Here is a 15,615-nt window from a genome sequence, read left to right as displayed (position 1 = left end):
TTATATATTTTAATAAATATCAGTTATGGATGGCGGTAAATCGAATATGTAAATGTTATTATTGTGTGCTATTGGTAAATATCTTGATTTGATATTATTAAATAATATTTATTCCTTGAATTTTTTAATTATTATTGTATGTTAACTCTGTGATTACGCATAGAGTACAAGATGAATTAAGCAATTAATAAATATTATAAACATAGATATCTTCATTATAAATCAGGGTTATATAATTGTTTTGGTTGATGTGTTTAAAAAACGTATTACCTAACTTTGTTATTATGCATTATGGTTGTCATGGTTATGGTCATTTTTGAGTGCATATTTTTATTTATTAAAACCACTTTTTAAATATCAAATATAATTAAAAAATATAATTTAATTGGTTTTATTCATTAAGTAAACGCGATAATAGTCACTTGTTCTCTTATCACATCTGTTATGTACTGTTATGTGATTTGTTTATATTAACTGAGTGAATATATTTTTAGGGGTTATATATGTATGTTGATACAGTCTCTGTTGTTTCTGGCAGTAAGTTTATTGATATTAATGGGAAGGGAGTGATTGATTATGAAAAAGAGATATCACTTGATTGCTGTATGAATAAAATACACTTCCATTCTAAGAAGTTGACTATTGATATCAATGAGAAGCAAAAGAGATTGGTTATGTGTTTGTTTAATGATGTAAATAGAAAACAAGATATTATAAAAGTTGTATGGTATGAAAATCATAAAAGTATTTCTGATAACAATTATCATCAGTTGATACATAAATTTAGGGTACATTTAAAAAATGCAGGCATTCCTGATGGGATAGTAAAAACCATAAATAGATATGGACTCAGATTGGATTCCGGAATATTAAGCACAATGGTATCGAGTAACATGACAGACAGGTTTATTGGTTATTAGAAACTGGTGCTTACCCACGACAATATCAATATAAAAATTCTCTGCAAGAGAGGTGAGGGTGTTATCATTTTTTACCAGGAAAATAATAACACCCCACAAAATAATAGTTAATAACGGGAAAGCTATATTTGATATATCTATATTATTATATATTTCATATCAGTTATTTATAAGTCTTGATTATATAATCAATGAGCATAACAGAACTATGCCATTATTATATGATGGGGTGATTTCAGAGAGTGATAACTTGGTTGAAAGAGAGAACCTCATGGCGGAAATAAAACAATTTGATTTTTTTAAGTTTAGACGAGCTAATGTGGAGGGAAACAAAAAAACTAATGACACAAACGATATTCTTCACTCACCTCTTTATGCCGGTAATATAAAGTTAGTCGGTGTCCTAAAACATACAGAAGAATCAAAGTCTATTGCTATTATAGATGTGGATGGAAAACAAAGAACCTACTTCATAGGTAATGAGATAGAGAGCACTAATGTCATCATCGTTATGATATTAGACAAGGGAATAATAATAATTGAAAAAGAGTTATATTACAAATTGACTATATAATGAATAACACACCCTGAGTGACTATGTAAGGTGGGTTTTTATGTATCATAATATTCAACTGAGTTTATCTTACTTTTTATTTCTTAAATGCACGTATAAATATATTTTAATAACATTATTGATGATAATGTGCTCGGTAGTTAATAGTGCTAATTTCTCGGTATCCTTCAGAGATGCTGATATCAAAGAATTTATTAACACGGTCAGTAAAAATATTAACAAGACTATAATTATAGACCCAAAAGTTAAAGGTTTGGTGAGCACCCGTAGTTATGAATTATTAGATGAAGATAAATATTACCAATTTTTTTTGAATGTCCTGGATGTCTATGGTTATGCGGTCATTGAAATGCCCAATGATATTTTAAAGGTCATACCATCAAAACGGGCAAAAAGTTCAGCTGTTTCTATATTAAAAGACTCAGTTGAAACGCAAGGTGATGAGTTAGTTAATCGAATATTCAAACTTAAAAATATATCTGCTAAAAACTTAGCTCCATTATTACGACAATTAAATGATAATTCTGAATCAGGGAATGTTATTCATTACGAACCTTCTAATACGATATTGATCACGGGGCGTGCTGCTGTAGTTAATCGTTTACATGCAATTATTAACGAGATCGACCTGCCAGGAGAATCAGATGCCGAACTCTATAAATTGAATTATGCGGCTGCATCTGATATTACAAAACTCGTCAATCAGATACTAAATTCAGGAGCAGATAATAGACAAGAATCATTCAATACAGGGAAAATTATTGCTGATGATAGGACGAATTCAGTATTAGTGAGTGGCGATGGCCATATAAGAAAGAAAGCCATTCAAATGATAAGAGAACTTGATAAACCACAGGATAATTATGGTAATACAAAAGTCATTTATATGAAGTATGCAAAGGCAACTAAACTATTAGATGTTTTAAATGGAGTGAGTCATGGATTTTATTATGATAAAAATAAAAAATCAGCAGGGAAAATAAGTGAAGAGAATGTTTCTATCAAGGCCCATGAACAGACAAATTCATTAGTTATTACAGCCGTGCCAAAAATAATGAAAGAATTAGAAAAGGTGATTGAAAAATTAGATGTTAGGCGTGCCCAAGTATTAGTCGAAGCAATTATAGTTGAAACTCAAAATGGAGAGGGACTAAATCTAGGCATTCAGTGGGCCAATAAATTTTATGGCGGAGTTAATTTTCTACCAAAACCGGACAGTATCAAAGATAACAAAAGTAGTGAAAATCCAGTGCCAATGCTGATTACCGGATTAACAGCCGGTTTTTATAAAGGGAATTGGGATGGTTTATTTACCGCATTAGCCACTAACTCAAATAATAATATCCTTGCAACTCCAAGTATTGTCACATTAGATAACATGGAAGCTGAATTTAATGTAGGTCAGGAGGTTCCAGTGCTGACATCCACGCAAACAACAGCAACCGATAAAGTATACAACTCAATTTCAAGACAATCCGTTGGCGTCATGTTGAAAGTTAAGCCACAGATAAATAAAGGGGATTCAGTCTTACTTGAGATCAGACAAGAGGTATCGAGTATTGCGGACAACTCTGACATTAATACCCATAATTTAGGTTCTGTTTTTAATAAAAGAGTTGTTAATAATGCAGTTCTGGTAAAAAGTGGAGAAACAGTTGTTGTCGGAGGGTTATTAGATAAAAAAATAAATAAAACAATAAACAAAGTTCCATTTCTTGGTGATATTCCTCTGATTGGAGCTTTATTTAGGCAGAGCAAAGAGAGGATGGAGAAAAGCAATCTTATATTATTTATTAAACCAACAATATTGAGAGAGACGAGTGATTACACACAAGTTACAACGAATAAATATTCAGAATATAATAATGTAAATAACTCTGATGGTAATGAAAATATACCGATTGATTTCATCTCAGATAAAAACAATGATAATCATTTTAATTTTGTTAAAAATGATATTTTAGAGTTTTATCAAATGGTAGGGTTAAAATATGACACCGAGTGAAAATGATGTCCTGCCACTGACATTTACCTGGTCAAGAGATAACGGTGTTATTTTATTGTCCACTGACAATGGCTATCAACTTATCTGCCGAAATTCAGCCTCTCTTGAAGCAATACTTGAAGGTAATAGAGTTGGTAATCGGCCTCAGATACTGAGTTTTGTTAATGATGATGAATTTGACAATAATCTCGTATTTGTATATCAGAACAGTTCGATACAGTCACATAAAATAATAAATAGTATAAGTGATGAAATAGCGGTTTATGCATTTAGTGGTGAACTTTCTATTAGTGAAGATTTACTGGATACAGATAATGAAGCACCAGTAATAAAGTTAATAAATACAATATTAGCTGAGGCCATTAAGGAACTGGCTTCAGATATCCATGTGGAATCTTTCGATAAAAAAACAATTATAAGATTTCGTATTGATGGAATATTAAAAAATATATTAGAGTTGAATCACAAGGTGGCATTATTATTAGTTTCCAGGATTAAAATCATGGCTAAATTAGATATTGCAGAGAAAAGGATCCCACAGGATGGGCGAATTGCATTGAATTTAGCCGGGAGAGCTTTAGACGTCCGGGTCTCGGTATTACCCGTAAATCATGGCGAACGTGTAGTTATGCGGTTACTGGATAAAAGTAGCCTAAAACTCGATTTGCGCTCTTTAGGAATGTCCCAAAATAATTGTAATGCAATGACGGCGTTAGTACATAGACCTCATGGCATTGTCTTGGTTGTCGGCCCAACGGGCGCGGGAAAAAGCACCACGCTCTATGCTGCTTTAATGGGTATAGACGTACATAAAAAAAATATTATGACGGTTGAAGATCCGATTGAATTTGATATCGATGGGATTTCACAGACACAAGTAAACTCAAAAATTGATATGACGTTTGCACGTAGCCTGAGAGCGATACTACGACAAGATCCTGATGTTATTCTTATTGGCGAGATCCGAGATGTAGAAACTGCTCAAATTGCAGTGCAAGCTTCTTTGACCGGGCACCTGGTCTTATCAACATTACATGCAAATAGCGCTATTGGCGCGGTAACCAGGCTTAAAGATATGGGGGTTGAACCCTTTATGCTTTCAAGTTCACTACTGGCTGTTTTATCACAACGTTTAGTTCGTCGATTATGTATTGAATGCCGACTGGCATATTCAGCTACATCAGAAGTATTACGAGAGATGTGCATTAATTATCAAATTCCTTTGAATAGATATGGATACAGAGCAGTAGGTTGTGATAAATGTAATACAACCGGTTACCGAGGGAGAATAGCATTACATGAATTACTGATTATAAACAACAGTATGCGAGAAGGTATTTATAAAGGAAGGAGTGAAGGTGATTTAATTAAACTTGCTAAGGGAGATATATACAACATTGACCAGGATGGTATAGATAAGGTTATTTTGGGTTTAACAACAATAGAAGAAGTGAAGCGAATAAACTTAGAAGATAAACATGCCTGTATATAAGTATACTTTTTTAAACCCTAAAGGACAGAAGATAAAAGGGACTGTAGAAGCGGATAATATATTAGCAGCCAGACATATTCTTTACCAAAAAGATCTTTTCTTATTAGATGTAACGGTAAAACGGATAAATAAAATAAGTATAATTAGCAAGTTTTCCACAGGAATAAAGAAGTTAGAACTTGTTCTGATAACCAGACAAATGTCGATTTTAGTCAATGCAGCAATACCATTAGATGAAGTATTGGAGATAGTTGAAAAACAACATATAAAAAGTAATATTCACAATATTATTCATGAGATAAGAAGTAAAGTAATTGAAGGATATTCACTTTCTGATTCACTTTCTCTTTTTCCAGCTGTTTTCAATGAATTATATCGTTCTATGATTGCTGCTGGGGAAGTATCTGGCCACTTAGACCTGGTGCTATCCAAGCTTGCTGAGCATATTGAAAAAACGTACATGATAAGAAATAAAATAATTCAAACATTAATTTACCCTTGTTTCTTAGTATTTGTTTCTATAAGTGTAATTATTATACTTTTATCTTTTGTAATACCTAACATAATTGAGCAGTTTTCTTTTCATGAAAAAGCACTGCCTTTATCAACTCGAACTCTTATGACTGTCAGTTATTGGCTTAAAGATAACCTATTATTAATATTGATTACATTAATAATGCTATTTATTGTGGCTAACCTAATGTCAAAAATAAAAATGATAAAGATATTTATTGAGCGTAACTATTTAAAAATACCTGTATTAGGTCAAGTAATTACTAAGATAAATATCTCCCGCTATCTAAGGATGATGGCTATTTTAAACTCTAATGGGGTTGAGATAATACAATCAATGAAAGTAAGCAGTACGGTTTTAACTAATGGATATATAAAAAAACAATTAACTGACTCAATAAGGTTAGTGAGTGAGGGAGGAAGTTTCTCATCGTCTTTATCTGATAGTCGAGTATTCTCTCCTATGATATTACATATGATTTCATCAGGTGAGCGTAGTGGCCAGTTGGATGTTTTTTTGGAGAAAATAACAGATATTCAAGAGCAGGAGTTGATTGGGTATATGGATATTTTTATAACTCTTCTAGAACCAGTAATAATGATTTTCATGGCTGGGTTTGTTTTTTTTATTGTTTTGTCAATATTTCAACCAATATTGGAAATGAATAATTTAATTTTGTGATTTTATCTAAGGGGTTTTATGGGAAAAGTAAAAATGGGTGGTTTTACATTACTAGAAATAATGGTGATTATCATAATATTAGGACTTCTTGCTAGTTTAACAATCCCTAGCCTGATGGCTAATAAAAATAGGGCAGATCAACAAAAAACGCTAAGTGATATTGTTGCTATAGAAAATGCATTGGATATGTATAAGCTAGATAATGGTTATTACCCAACAGAAGCACAAGGTATCGACGCTCTCATTGTCAAACCAATAGAGTTACCAATACCACGAAGTTATCCACCTAATGGTTATATCCGCAGACTACCGAGAGATCCCTGGAATAATACATACCAGATGACCAACCCTGGCAGATATGAAGAAATTGATATTTTTTCAGCTGGGCCAGATAGAGAAGTAGGTACTGATGATGATATAGGTAACTGGATAGCATTATTAGTGGAGGATAAAGTAGATAATGCTGAGTAAGCATAAAGATAGCCATAACTACTCAGCATGGCACAGTTATTCAGGTTTTTCATTATTAGAAGTTATGGTAGCAATGGCCATTTTCACCATTGTAGGTATTAATATGGTAAAGATCATCAGTACACAATTAATGTGGTCTAAATCTTTAGAGGATAAGATCATGGCATCTTGGGTCGCAGATAATATTTTAGCGGAAATTAAAATGGCTAGAATAGAACAAACTGAAAATTGGGAAAAGGGACGTGAGTTGATGATGAATAAACTATGGTATTGGCAATCAAGAAAAATAAAAACTGAGAGTGAAGTCATGAATGTTATTACAGTTGAGGTGAGTAGCCAAGTAAATAGCCAAGAACCTGAGTTTATATTAGATGGATACCAGCTTATTTATGAGTAAACGCTTAGATTGCGGTTATACACTGTTGGAGATATTACTATCAGCCATTGTTTTTACCTTAATGAGTATGACTATTTATCAATCTCTCATGATAGTTATTAAAGGAAGTGATATAGTTAGCAAAAAAACAAGGAAGAATAGCCAACTGCAAAGGGCAATTAATATTATGGAGGATAATATATCCCATGCTGTAATGCCCACTAATTTATTTGCGGTAAGCCCATTAGATAGTAACTTTAAAATAGACAAACACTTATTGGATAGTGATGACTATGGTATTTATTTACTCTTTAATAGTGAAACAAATATTGTATATCATGCTCAAGTAGAAATAGTTGGCTTTAGATTAAAAAATAAGCAGTTGGAAATATTGAGATATAACTTAACTGAAAGCATACCAAGAGCCTCAAAAATTCTAGCGGGGGTTACCGCATTCCATATACGAATATTTCACGATGGTATATGGATAAAAAAATGGAATAATAAGCTCTACTTGCCTAAGGCTGTTGAGTTTACTCTTGAATTAGAGGGCATAGGTACTATTAGGCGAGTGATTATTTTATTAAACAGTACCAATTAATAGGATAAGAGTAAGTGGAACAGCGTGGTATTGCTCTACTTTTAGTTCTATGTGTTCTTTTGTTGATGAGTGTAATGGTGACGATCTCATCTGATTATTGGGTTGAAATGTATTATTTAACTGAAAAGGAAAAAAAAGAAAAAGAAAATAAATGGTTGTTATTAGCGGCAGAGAGGTTTTTTTTTAATGACATGATAAAAACAGTCTCAAATGATAATTTCATGATTAATCAATCTGAAAATATAATTATAAATAGAAAAAACATTGATGTGGAATTAATTGAAATAGGGAATTGCTTTAATATTAATACTCTTCAATATTCATCATCCAAAGAAAATGCGAAAAATAAAGCTTATCCTTGGTGGGTTTTAAAAAATATTCTTCAACTGGAAAATAGACCTTCATCATATCTAAATGAAATAATAATGGACTCGGAATTCTTCTTTAAAACTAACCATGAATCTGATCATGATGATATTGAACTTATAATTAAAATAAAACAAGAGTTACTTGTGGGTTATTTTTTTGAAACCCTACTGAAAATTGATGAATTTTTTTTCAATACATCACCTATATTTTGTTCTAGAAATGATGATAAATTATTAATTAATGTGAATATGTTAGAGGCGAGACATACAAAGCTAATACAAGCCATTTTTTTACATGTACTTAATGAAGTAGATATTACTAAAATTATATTATCCAAACCTGAAAATGGTTGGAGTAGTGTTACGCACTTCTTTGAATCAATCATGAATGACACAACTATCGATATTGACGATGTACTTAAAATAATTAATTTGGAAATGTTAAGTTTTTCTCATGATGAATATCATTTTTTATCAACCTTTAAAGTTTCAGATAAATATATCAGTCATCAGTTGAAGAGTCATTTTTATATAAAAAACAAAAAAATTACCTTGTTAGACAGGAGGTTTAGCATCGGTGAATATCCTATCAAGTAAAATCACCTCTCAGGCAACATTGGTCATTAGGTTTGGTTGTCATATGACTGATATTATATATTGGCATTTGACATCAAATGATGGAAAGAATGAACAGTTTGGCAGGTTAAATAATCCTTCAGAGTTAATAGATATCCCCATGTTATTTAATAGTGATGTGAAAATATTGGTTTGTACCAGCCAGATTATTTACAGACGAATTAAATTACAAGGCAATAAAAAAATAAATAATTTAAAGAGTCTTAGGTTTTCTTTTGAAAAAACGATTGTGAGTAATATAGATTATTTTCACACTATTATTTTAAAAACGGATAGTGATTGCTGTTATGTTGCTGCAGTTGAACATAAATTCATGCAACTCTGGTTGGGGTGGCTAAAAGATGCAGGTATATCCACCACGGTGATTATCCCGGATGTGTTAACTTTACCCTTCAGTAATGGGCAATGGACGTCAGTAAAATTAAACAATGAATATTTGATAAGAAATAATTATTTTTCAGGTTTCTTAGTTAAGGATACCATTGTAGAAAAACTATTATTAACTAAGTCACATCTTCTTTCAGAAGATGTATTTATTTGTACTAATAGTCAACCTGAAAATTTGCAGCGAGGGCAGTCTTGCGATGCATTACGCATTATGGCTAATAATGTCAATGATAGTGATGTTAATCTTTTGTGTGGAAGGTATTATCGTTATAGAAAACGAGTGGCTGACAATTATTTTTCTTTTACAAGAATTAGCATTTTATTATTATTGTTTGTTGTTGTTTTTATTAACTCTCTATTTAACAAGTATGAAATTGAGAATGACATTAATATATTAAATGAATTATCGCGAGGTTTTTATGCAAAATTCCCATCAGTAGAACAGTATGATTCATACAGTCAGAATGATAATGGCTACCCACTTACAGACAGATATAATTTTATTATGTATCTGCATGACTCTAATACAGCTATGGTAAATATCAATTCTGCAATAAACAGTATCAGATTTGACAATAAAAATAGAACGCTTATTTATAATTTAGATATCACTAACAGTAATGTTACTGACTCTGAATTTGATCAGATAGATTTAAAAATGGCCGGTTTAAGTATGACTAAAAGTTATCATGATGATGATACTTACAATATCGTGTTTCAACATCAATTATGAGTATTGAAAATTCAATTTTAAGGTTTTTTTACTATAATTGGTTTAAATGTTTTCTTATATTTTTAATGTTTTTACTTACATGTTTTTCTATCCTATTTTCATTGGAAAGTAATTTATTAATTAAGGAATATGATGAGTTGAAAACAAAAATAACACATCATTCCTCTATAGCAGAAAAATTAACATTGAAGCATACCCCTGTTTCACACAGTGATCCCAAGGAAAGTATTGTTAATGGATTGATGATTGTTTTTAATGAGTATGATGTTAATTCGGAGATTTTATTCTTAGCGCAGGATGTTGTTTTTGTTAAAGTAGAATCTATTGAGTTAATTAGGTTTTTGGATGTGATATTTATATTGTGTAACGATGAGACTATTGTGATCAGCAATGTAAATATACACTTCAATCAAGAGCAGGATTATGTTTCTGCTGAGATAACCATACTGCCATCACAAGGTATATAATAAAATTATGTTCGAACTATCTGAATTTATTAGTGTTTTGTTTTATGTTGTATTTGGGTTTTGCATCGGTAGTTTTCTAAATGTTATTATCTATCGTCTTCCCATTATGCTTTCTATTTCTAGAGCAGTATCAACAAGTAAAGTGAGCTATAGTATTACAGAACATTGCTTATTTAAATCTGGATTTAATTTGTGTTTTCCTAAGTCATTTTGTCCGAGTTGCTTTCATCCTTTACCATTAAAATATAACATACCACTCTTCGGTTGGTTTTTTTTACGTGGCATTAGCCAGTGTTGTGGGAAAAAAATAAATTCCCGCTACATCATTGTTGAGATATTGACAGCTATTTTAACTCTTGCTGTTGGTGTTACTTATCAAGATTATTTTATAATAGCCGCCAGTCTATTGCTCATTTGGTCTTTGATTGTGTTAACTTTCATCGACCTTGATTGTTATCTACTTCCTGATAATATTACCCTCCCGCTATTATGGGTTGGTCTGCTTGTTAATATTAATGATGTGTTTTCTCCCTTACATTTATCTGTGCTCGGTGCAGTTGTTGGTTATATTTTTTTATGGTTTCCATATTGGACATTTAAGTTTTTTAAAGGGATTGTTGGCATGGGGCATGGTGATTTCAAGCTGATGGCTATGTTAGGCGCTTGGTTCGGTGTTACTGCAATACCGTTTTTGGTTTTGTTATCTTCCTGTTTTGGGGTTGTTTCTTATATTGTTATTTATTACTGTTTAAATAAAAGATTAAAGTATATAGCCTTTGGCCCATATATTGCTTTGGCTGGAGTAATTTATCTGTTTTTTGGTGAGGAAGTTAATTATTTATTTTGATAATGAAGTTGGAGAGGAGGTTTTCAAGTTCACGACATTTAATGTCATTTTCTAAGATGTCTGATTTTATCTCTGCGTATCTTATTTTGGCCATGCTTGATATTTCTATGTGAAATTCTGTAGAGATATCTGACTTGTTTTGCCCCATCATTCTCAGAGCGGCGCTAATTGTCTCTGCTTCACTTGGTAGCCCTTCGTTATTACATTCTTCTTTTAGAAAATGGATGCTAGATGTTAATGCGGTAATTTTATTTATTGTGCTTTTTTCTATAAAATGAGTTTTATTTTTTAGTTGACACCCGAATATTATTGGCAATAAAAATAATACTATCGTTGTTTTTTTTATTGTTTTCATATTGTCCCTATGATCTCTTCTATATTACATGATAACTATTTAAGATGTGCTTATTAACTTAAGTGGATATATGGAATGCGAAAGGAAAGTTAATATTTGAATTGACTATGTTATTGATTATATCTTATAAACAAACTCAGTGTGGTGGTTGTTTTTGTTGCTAATCGATTTTTATTGATAGACACCCATCTGGTTATGATGATTTTTAATATCTATTATTAGGTTTTAATAAATTCTATGATTTTTGATTTTTTTCATGCCTTGTGACTAAGGCTGGATGATGTTATTTCTGATAATTTATTGTGATAATATTCTCTAAGTGTGAGAAGTTAAATGAATGAAATAATTATTGGAAGCATTGTTTTTATCCCACAACAAAGAATGGTTAATAAAAATGGCAGTGTTGTGAAATTAAGAAATAAAGAGTCTGAATTATTATCTTTGCTGTGTAGTCATTATCCAGATTGCCTTTCTCGCGAAATGATTGAGAAAGAAATATGGGTAGGGAGTTATGTGACTGATAATACGCTAACGCAAACCATCAGTAATTTACGTAATGCACTAGATGATAAGGCACATGAGTTAGTGATAACGATACCTAAGAAAGGATATTGTATTGCTATTAAACCAAACTTTATTTCAAATAATTCTTTAGATAATACATTGCCTTCCCATGAGTATGTTAAAGATAATCTAGAAAATGAATCTATCATAGCGGTATCAACATCTGTTCGATTTATTGATAAATTTGTTATAGCACTAGTGTTTTTTATTTTCCTGTTTTCTTCATTTAAAATTACATCTTGCTTCTACCAAATAAGGATTTTAGATGTTAAAAAACTACCCGTATTGGTTAATTTAGATAAAGTTCAGGATAAAGATTTTCTGTCTGTTTACAATAAAGACCCTTATGTTTATTTAAAAAAACAGAAGAATGGTGAGTATACCCTTTGTAAATATCAACACGGAGGGTTAACATGCGAAAAAAAATAGCTCAATACTTAGGTTTTGCAATTTGCCTGGGGATAGCATTCGGACTCGGTATTGGGCGAGTCTATTTTTATGTTCATCCAATGAATAATATTGAAGGGTATTGGGAGATTAACTATGATTTTAATAAGTCAGATAAAAATTATCACGTTTTTTCAAGAGTTAGCATTCTCAATAGAGAAATAAGTTCGTCTGCAGATGTTTATGATGATGATAATCTAATTAGAGCCAGGAGAAATATTGTTTTTAATGTTTTAGATGTTGGTGATAACATTTTTATTGGAAAGGTTAGTTATTTATCAATGGTGAATGATGATGACAGCTATCTGTATGATTTTTTAAATACACCTTATGCGGTAAGCCATCCCGTTTTCTATAAAATTAATGAAAATACTCTTTTGATGGAGCAATCTCAGGGGCATCCGGTTAATAATTTGCGGCTATTGACTCGTGTAAATAGATGATGAGTTTCCGGGTTAGGTAGCAGTGCATGTTCATACTCGATTTTTGTGGTCAGTTTTTGTTTCACTGTTATTGTATGACCTCCTCAACTTATGGATGAGGAGGTTGCGGTGAATTTTAGGTGACAGGTTATTTTGCGATGGAATTTTTTAACAGTGTAGCCCAGCCAGATGGATTACCATAATACTCACTTGCTGGCAAAATAGTCATTTCTCCCCGTTTATCTTCCAAAACCCATGTTGGAAAACCCTGTCCATGTACTTTTGCTAATAAAACTCGACTTTCAGCAATATGTTGGCTGGATATAGCCAGGGCGGCATTAAAAGCGGTGATAAATGCTGAGCATTCAAGACCAATATTGGTAGCCAGTTCATTTAATACTGGGTTATCGGCGATACGGCGGCCTTCAATATAATGTGCTTGCTGGATACGATGGAGCATTGCAACACCACATCCCGCCAGTTCTTCTGCCGCCAAAATTGCAGCAATAGGGGGTGTGGAGTCCATTATCGCCGAGGTATCATTCAATAATTGATTAAAGTAACTGTCACCAAACGTTTGTCCGGTTAATTTGGCAATTCGTTGGTCATGCGGCATGACATAACTACGCCATTGGCTGTCTATTTGTCGGCGATTAGGCCCGGACATCATACCGCCACCATGTAATATGAGTGCCAAGTCAGGAATACCTTGAGCCGCATCTATCAGTGGTGCTGCGCCATAACACCAACCACATAGTGGGTCGAAAATGTAGTGCAATTTTGTACTGGCCATTGTATTTACCTCAATTTCTTCCTGATCGGATAATAAGTATTAATCTATTTTATTGGTTTTTATAGCGGCCACTTCATTTCATTTTTCAGCACTTTTGCGCTTAATTCAAGGCTGGATTCGTCTTTCAAATCTGGATAATGTTTTTTCATGGCTGCAATCAGTTCAGCAGAGTTTTTGGCTTTGGGGATCTCTGTATTCAAGGTGGTTAAATAATGTTGAGTGAAGGTGACTGAAGCCAATGTTTGTGGCGCATTATCCATAAAATGCCCAGGAACCACGGTGATGGGTTTTAAGGTTTTAATTTTTTCCAGTGTTGTCAGCCAGTGCTGGCGTGATTCTGGTGTTTGGCTATCTGCGGCCCATAAATGAATATTACCGGAAACAGCCACTCCACCCACCACGGCTTTTAATGCAGGGATCCAGACAAATGTTTTTTCAGGCGATGGGCCATCCAAGCCTTTAATCTCAATTCTTTGTCCATCAATAGTAAAACTGTTGCCTTGCAGTTCTGCTGGCACAATGACGCGAGTGGGGGCATTTTCTTTTAATATTGGGCCCCAATAGGCTATTTTCCCCTCTTTGGTGGCTTTAATTTCTGCAATAGTTTCCGCTGTTGCTATTACCTTGGCTTGTGGGAATGCGCTGGTGATGACATCCAGCCCGAAATAGAAATCCGGATCTGCCTGGCTGATATATATCGTGGTTAATTTTTTACCACTTTGCTGGATTTTCTTTACCAAGGTTTCGGCATCATTACGCTGAAATTGCGCATCAATTAAAACAATTTCGTTTTTACCGCTAATAATTTCTGACGATACCGGGAAGATACTTTTTTCCCCGGGATTGTAGACTTCCATTTTTAACTGTTCAGCTGCGTTAGCCGTTGATACAGCAGCTAACGTTGTCAGGCCGACAAAGGCCATATTGAATAGCGTTTTAGTAAACATGGTTATTTTCCTGAGAGTGACTGGGGTAGGGGCTAAAGAATAGATTGCATTAATCGACAGAAAAACCTGACAATGGACAATTGTTTGTTGCTTAAATCGAGCTAATCATGGATAGAGTCACCGCGGCAGAGGTCTTTGTCGCCATTGTTGAGCGCGGCAGTATGATTGGCGCAGCTGATGCGTTGGAGATGTCGCGGGCGATGGTCACGCGCTATCTGGCTCAGATGGAACAGTGGGCAGGGGCGCGTTTATTGCATCGAACCACTCGCAAATTAAGCCTGACTCATGCAGGGGAAGCGACCCTCGAACGCTGTCGCCGCATGCTTGAATTTGCGCAAGATATGGATTTGATCGAGGGGCAGGAAAATGACGAATTGCGCGGTTTGTTGCGGATCAGTTGTTCTCAGTCTCTTGGGCAAAGCGCACTGGTGATTGCCGTCACCGAGTATTTGCGGCGCTATCCACAGGTTGCCGTTGATTTACAGATGAATAATCGGGCCGTCAATTTGGTGGAAGAACGTATTGATCTGGCACTGCGCATTACCAATGAGTTAGACCCCAACCTGATAGCCAGGCCACTAGCTACCTGTCATTCCGTGGTGTGTGCGGCTCCTGCCTATTTGTTAGCGAAAGGCACTCCGAAAACGCCCTCAGATCTGGCAGTACACAATTGCCTGACTTACTCTTATTTCGGCAAAAGTTTATGGCATTTTGACCAGCAAGGAGTGCAATCCTCTGTCGCCGTGGGGGGAAACTTGAGCGCTAATGAATCGGTTGTTTTGCTAAGTGGAGCATTAGAGGGCGCCGGGATTACCTTACAACCCAGCTACTCAGCCGCACCCCATATCGCCCGTGGCGAGTTAATAAAGTTATTGCCAGATTATCAACCGCAAGCAATGGGTATTTATGGCATCTATACTTCCAGGCGGCAGATGCCCGGGACACTTAGGGCGATGTTGGATTATCTGGTGGAGTGGTTTGCCACCCATCCCCTTCCTTAACCCTGCTTAAACCC

The 15,615-nt window shown here is 33.9% G+C and carries 18 protein-coding genes; 15 read left to right on the top strand and 3 right to left on the bottom strand.

The annotated features are described in order from the left end of the window. Positions 1-503: 503 nt before the first annotated feature. The 12 genes from YROHD0001_RS0118570 (at position 504) to YROHD0001_RS02890 (ending at position 11,072) form a co-directional block, all read left to right on the top strand. Positions 504-920, top strand: a complete 417-nt coding sequence (locus tag YROHD0001_RS0118570; protein ID WP_032817925.1) for a winged helix-turn-helix domain-containing protein — start codon at positions 504-506, stop codon at positions 918-920. A gap of 58 nt (positions 921-978) precedes the next feature. After that, entirely contained in the window at positions 979-1,494 is a 516-nt protein-coding gene (locus tag YROHD0001_RS0118565) for a type II secretion system protein N (protein ID WP_032817922.1), read from the top strand. 40 nt (positions 1,495-1,534) lie between these two features. Continuing rightward, positions 1,535-3,499, top strand: a complete 1,965-nt coding sequence (gene gspD, locus YROHD0001_RS02855) for a type II secretion system secretin GspD (RefSeq protein ID WP_032817919.1) — start codon at positions 1,535-1,537, stop codon at positions 3,497-3,499. Then, positions 3,486-4,991, top strand: a complete 1,506-nt coding sequence (locus YROHD0001_RS02860) for a GspE/PulE family protein (RefSeq protein ID WP_032817916.1) — start codon at positions 3,486-3,488, stop codon at positions 4,989-4,991. Before gspD ends, YROHD0001_RS02860 begins: the two co-directional genes overlap by 14 nt. Beyond that, positions 4,978-6,186: a type II secretion system F family protein gene (locus tag YROHD0001_RS02865; RefSeq protein WP_032817914.1), complete on the top strand. Its 1,209-nt coding sequence runs from the start codon at positions 4,978-4,980 to the stop codon at positions 6,184-6,186. The genes YROHD0001_RS02860 and YROHD0001_RS02865 overlap by 14 nt, the downstream gene beginning before the upstream one ends. Before the next feature lie 18 nt (positions 6,187-6,204). Next, complete coding sequence (gene gspG, locus YROHD0001_RS0118560) at positions 6,205-6,657, top strand: type II secretion system major pseudopilin GspG (RefSeq protein WP_032817912.1); 453 nt, start codon at positions 6,205-6,207, stop codon at positions 6,655-6,657. Beyond that, positions 6,647-7,054 (top strand): type II secretion system minor pseudopilin GspI, encoded by a 408-nt coding sequence (gene gspI, locus YROHD0001_RS02870; RefSeq protein ID WP_071817901.1) that lies wholly within the window; start codon positions 6,647-6,649, stop codon positions 7,052-7,054. The genes gspG and gspI overlap by 11 nt, the downstream gene beginning before the upstream one ends. After that, positions 7,047-7,634, top strand: coding sequence for a type II secretion system minor pseudopilin GspJ (gene gspJ, locus YROHD0001_RS02875; protein WP_032817909.1), 588 nt, complete (start codon positions 7,047-7,049; stop codon positions 7,632-7,634). The genes gspI and gspJ overlap by 8 nt, the downstream gene beginning before the upstream one ends. A 14-nt stretch (positions 7,635-7,648) precedes the next feature. Then, on the top strand, positions 7,649-8,599 hold the full coding sequence (locus tag YROHD0001_RS02880; protein WP_032817907.1) for a hypothetical protein: 951 nt from the start codon (positions 7,649-7,651) through the stop codon (positions 8,597-8,599). Then, positions 8,580-9,758, top strand: coding sequence for a type II secretion system protein GspL (gene gspL, locus YROHD0001_RS02885; protein ID WP_032817905.1), 1,179 nt, complete (start codon positions 8,580-8,582; stop codon positions 9,756-9,758). The genes YROHD0001_RS02880 and gspL overlap by 20 nt, the downstream gene beginning before the upstream one ends. A 137-nt stretch (positions 9,759-9,895) precedes the next feature. Continuing rightward, positions 9,896-10,225, top strand: a complete 330-nt coding sequence (locus YROHD0001_RS0118555) for a hypothetical protein (protein WP_144404252.1) — start codon at positions 9,896-9,898, stop codon at positions 10,223-10,225. Between the two features lie 7 nt (positions 10,226-10,232). After that, positions 10,233-11,072: a prepilin peptidase gene (locus YROHD0001_RS02890; RefSeq protein ID WP_004716173.1), complete on the top strand. Its 840-nt coding sequence runs from the start codon at positions 10,233-10,235 to the stop codon at positions 11,070-11,072. On the opposite strand, the gene YROHD0001_RS0118550 is transcribed toward YROHD0001_RS02890, so the two are convergent. Further along, positions 11,056-11,427, bottom strand: coding sequence for a hypothetical protein (locus tag YROHD0001_RS0118550; protein WP_032817902.1), 372 nt, complete (start codon positions 11,425-11,427; stop codon positions 11,056-11,058). The two genes, YROHD0001_RS02890 and YROHD0001_RS0118550, sit on opposite strands and share 17 nt — an antisense overlap. Before the next feature lie 333 nt (positions 11,428-11,760). Here YROHD0001_RS0118550 and YROHD0001_RS02895 point away from each other — a divergent pair, with 333 nt between their 5' ends. Both YROHD0001_RS02895 and YROHD0001_RS0118545 read left to right on the top strand, forming a co-directional pair. Next, positions 11,761-12,420: a winged helix-turn-helix domain-containing protein gene (locus YROHD0001_RS02895; RefSeq protein ID WP_004716172.1), complete on the top strand. Its 660-nt coding sequence runs from the start codon at positions 11,761-11,763 to the stop codon at positions 12,418-12,420. After that, positions 12,405-12,881: a hypothetical protein gene (locus tag YROHD0001_RS0118545; protein WP_032817898.1), complete on the top strand. Its 477-nt coding sequence runs from the start codon at positions 12,405-12,407 to the stop codon at positions 12,879-12,881. Before YROHD0001_RS02895 ends, YROHD0001_RS0118545 begins: the two co-directional genes overlap by 16 nt. A 127-nt stretch (positions 12,882-13,008) precedes the next feature. Here YROHD0001_RS0118545 and YROHD0001_RS02900 read toward each other — a convergent pair whose 3' ends face one another. Further along, entirely contained in the window at positions 13,009-13,653 is a 645-nt protein-coding gene (locus YROHD0001_RS02900; RefSeq protein ID WP_004716170.1) for a DsbA family protein, read from the bottom strand. Between the two features lie 59 nt (positions 13,654-13,712). Continuing rightward, positions 13,713-14,600, bottom strand: a complete 888-nt coding sequence (locus YROHD0001_RS02905; RefSeq protein ID WP_004716169.1) for an MBL fold metallo-hydrolase — start codon at positions 14,598-14,600, stop codon at positions 13,713-13,715. Positions 14,601-14,707: 107 nt separating this feature from the next. Between YROHD0001_RS02905 and YROHD0001_RS02910 the strand changes: the two genes are divergently transcribed. Then, positions 14,708-15,601 carry a LysR family transcriptional regulator gene (locus YROHD0001_RS02910; protein WP_004716168.1) on the top strand — a complete coding sequence of 298 codons (894 nt, stop codon included), beginning with the start codon at positions 14,708-14,710 and terminating at the stop codon, positions 15,599-15,601. Positions 15,602-15,615 lie beyond the last annotated feature (14 nt).

Source organism: Yersinia rohdei ATCC 43380 (assembly GCF_000173775.1).
Taxonomy (GTDB): domain Bacteria; phylum Pseudomonadota; class Gammaproteobacteria; order Enterobacterales; family Enterobacteriaceae; genus Yersinia; species Yersinia rohdei.
Note: the sequence above shows the minus strand (reverse complement) of the source record. Positions and strands in the feature narration are given on the sequence as shown.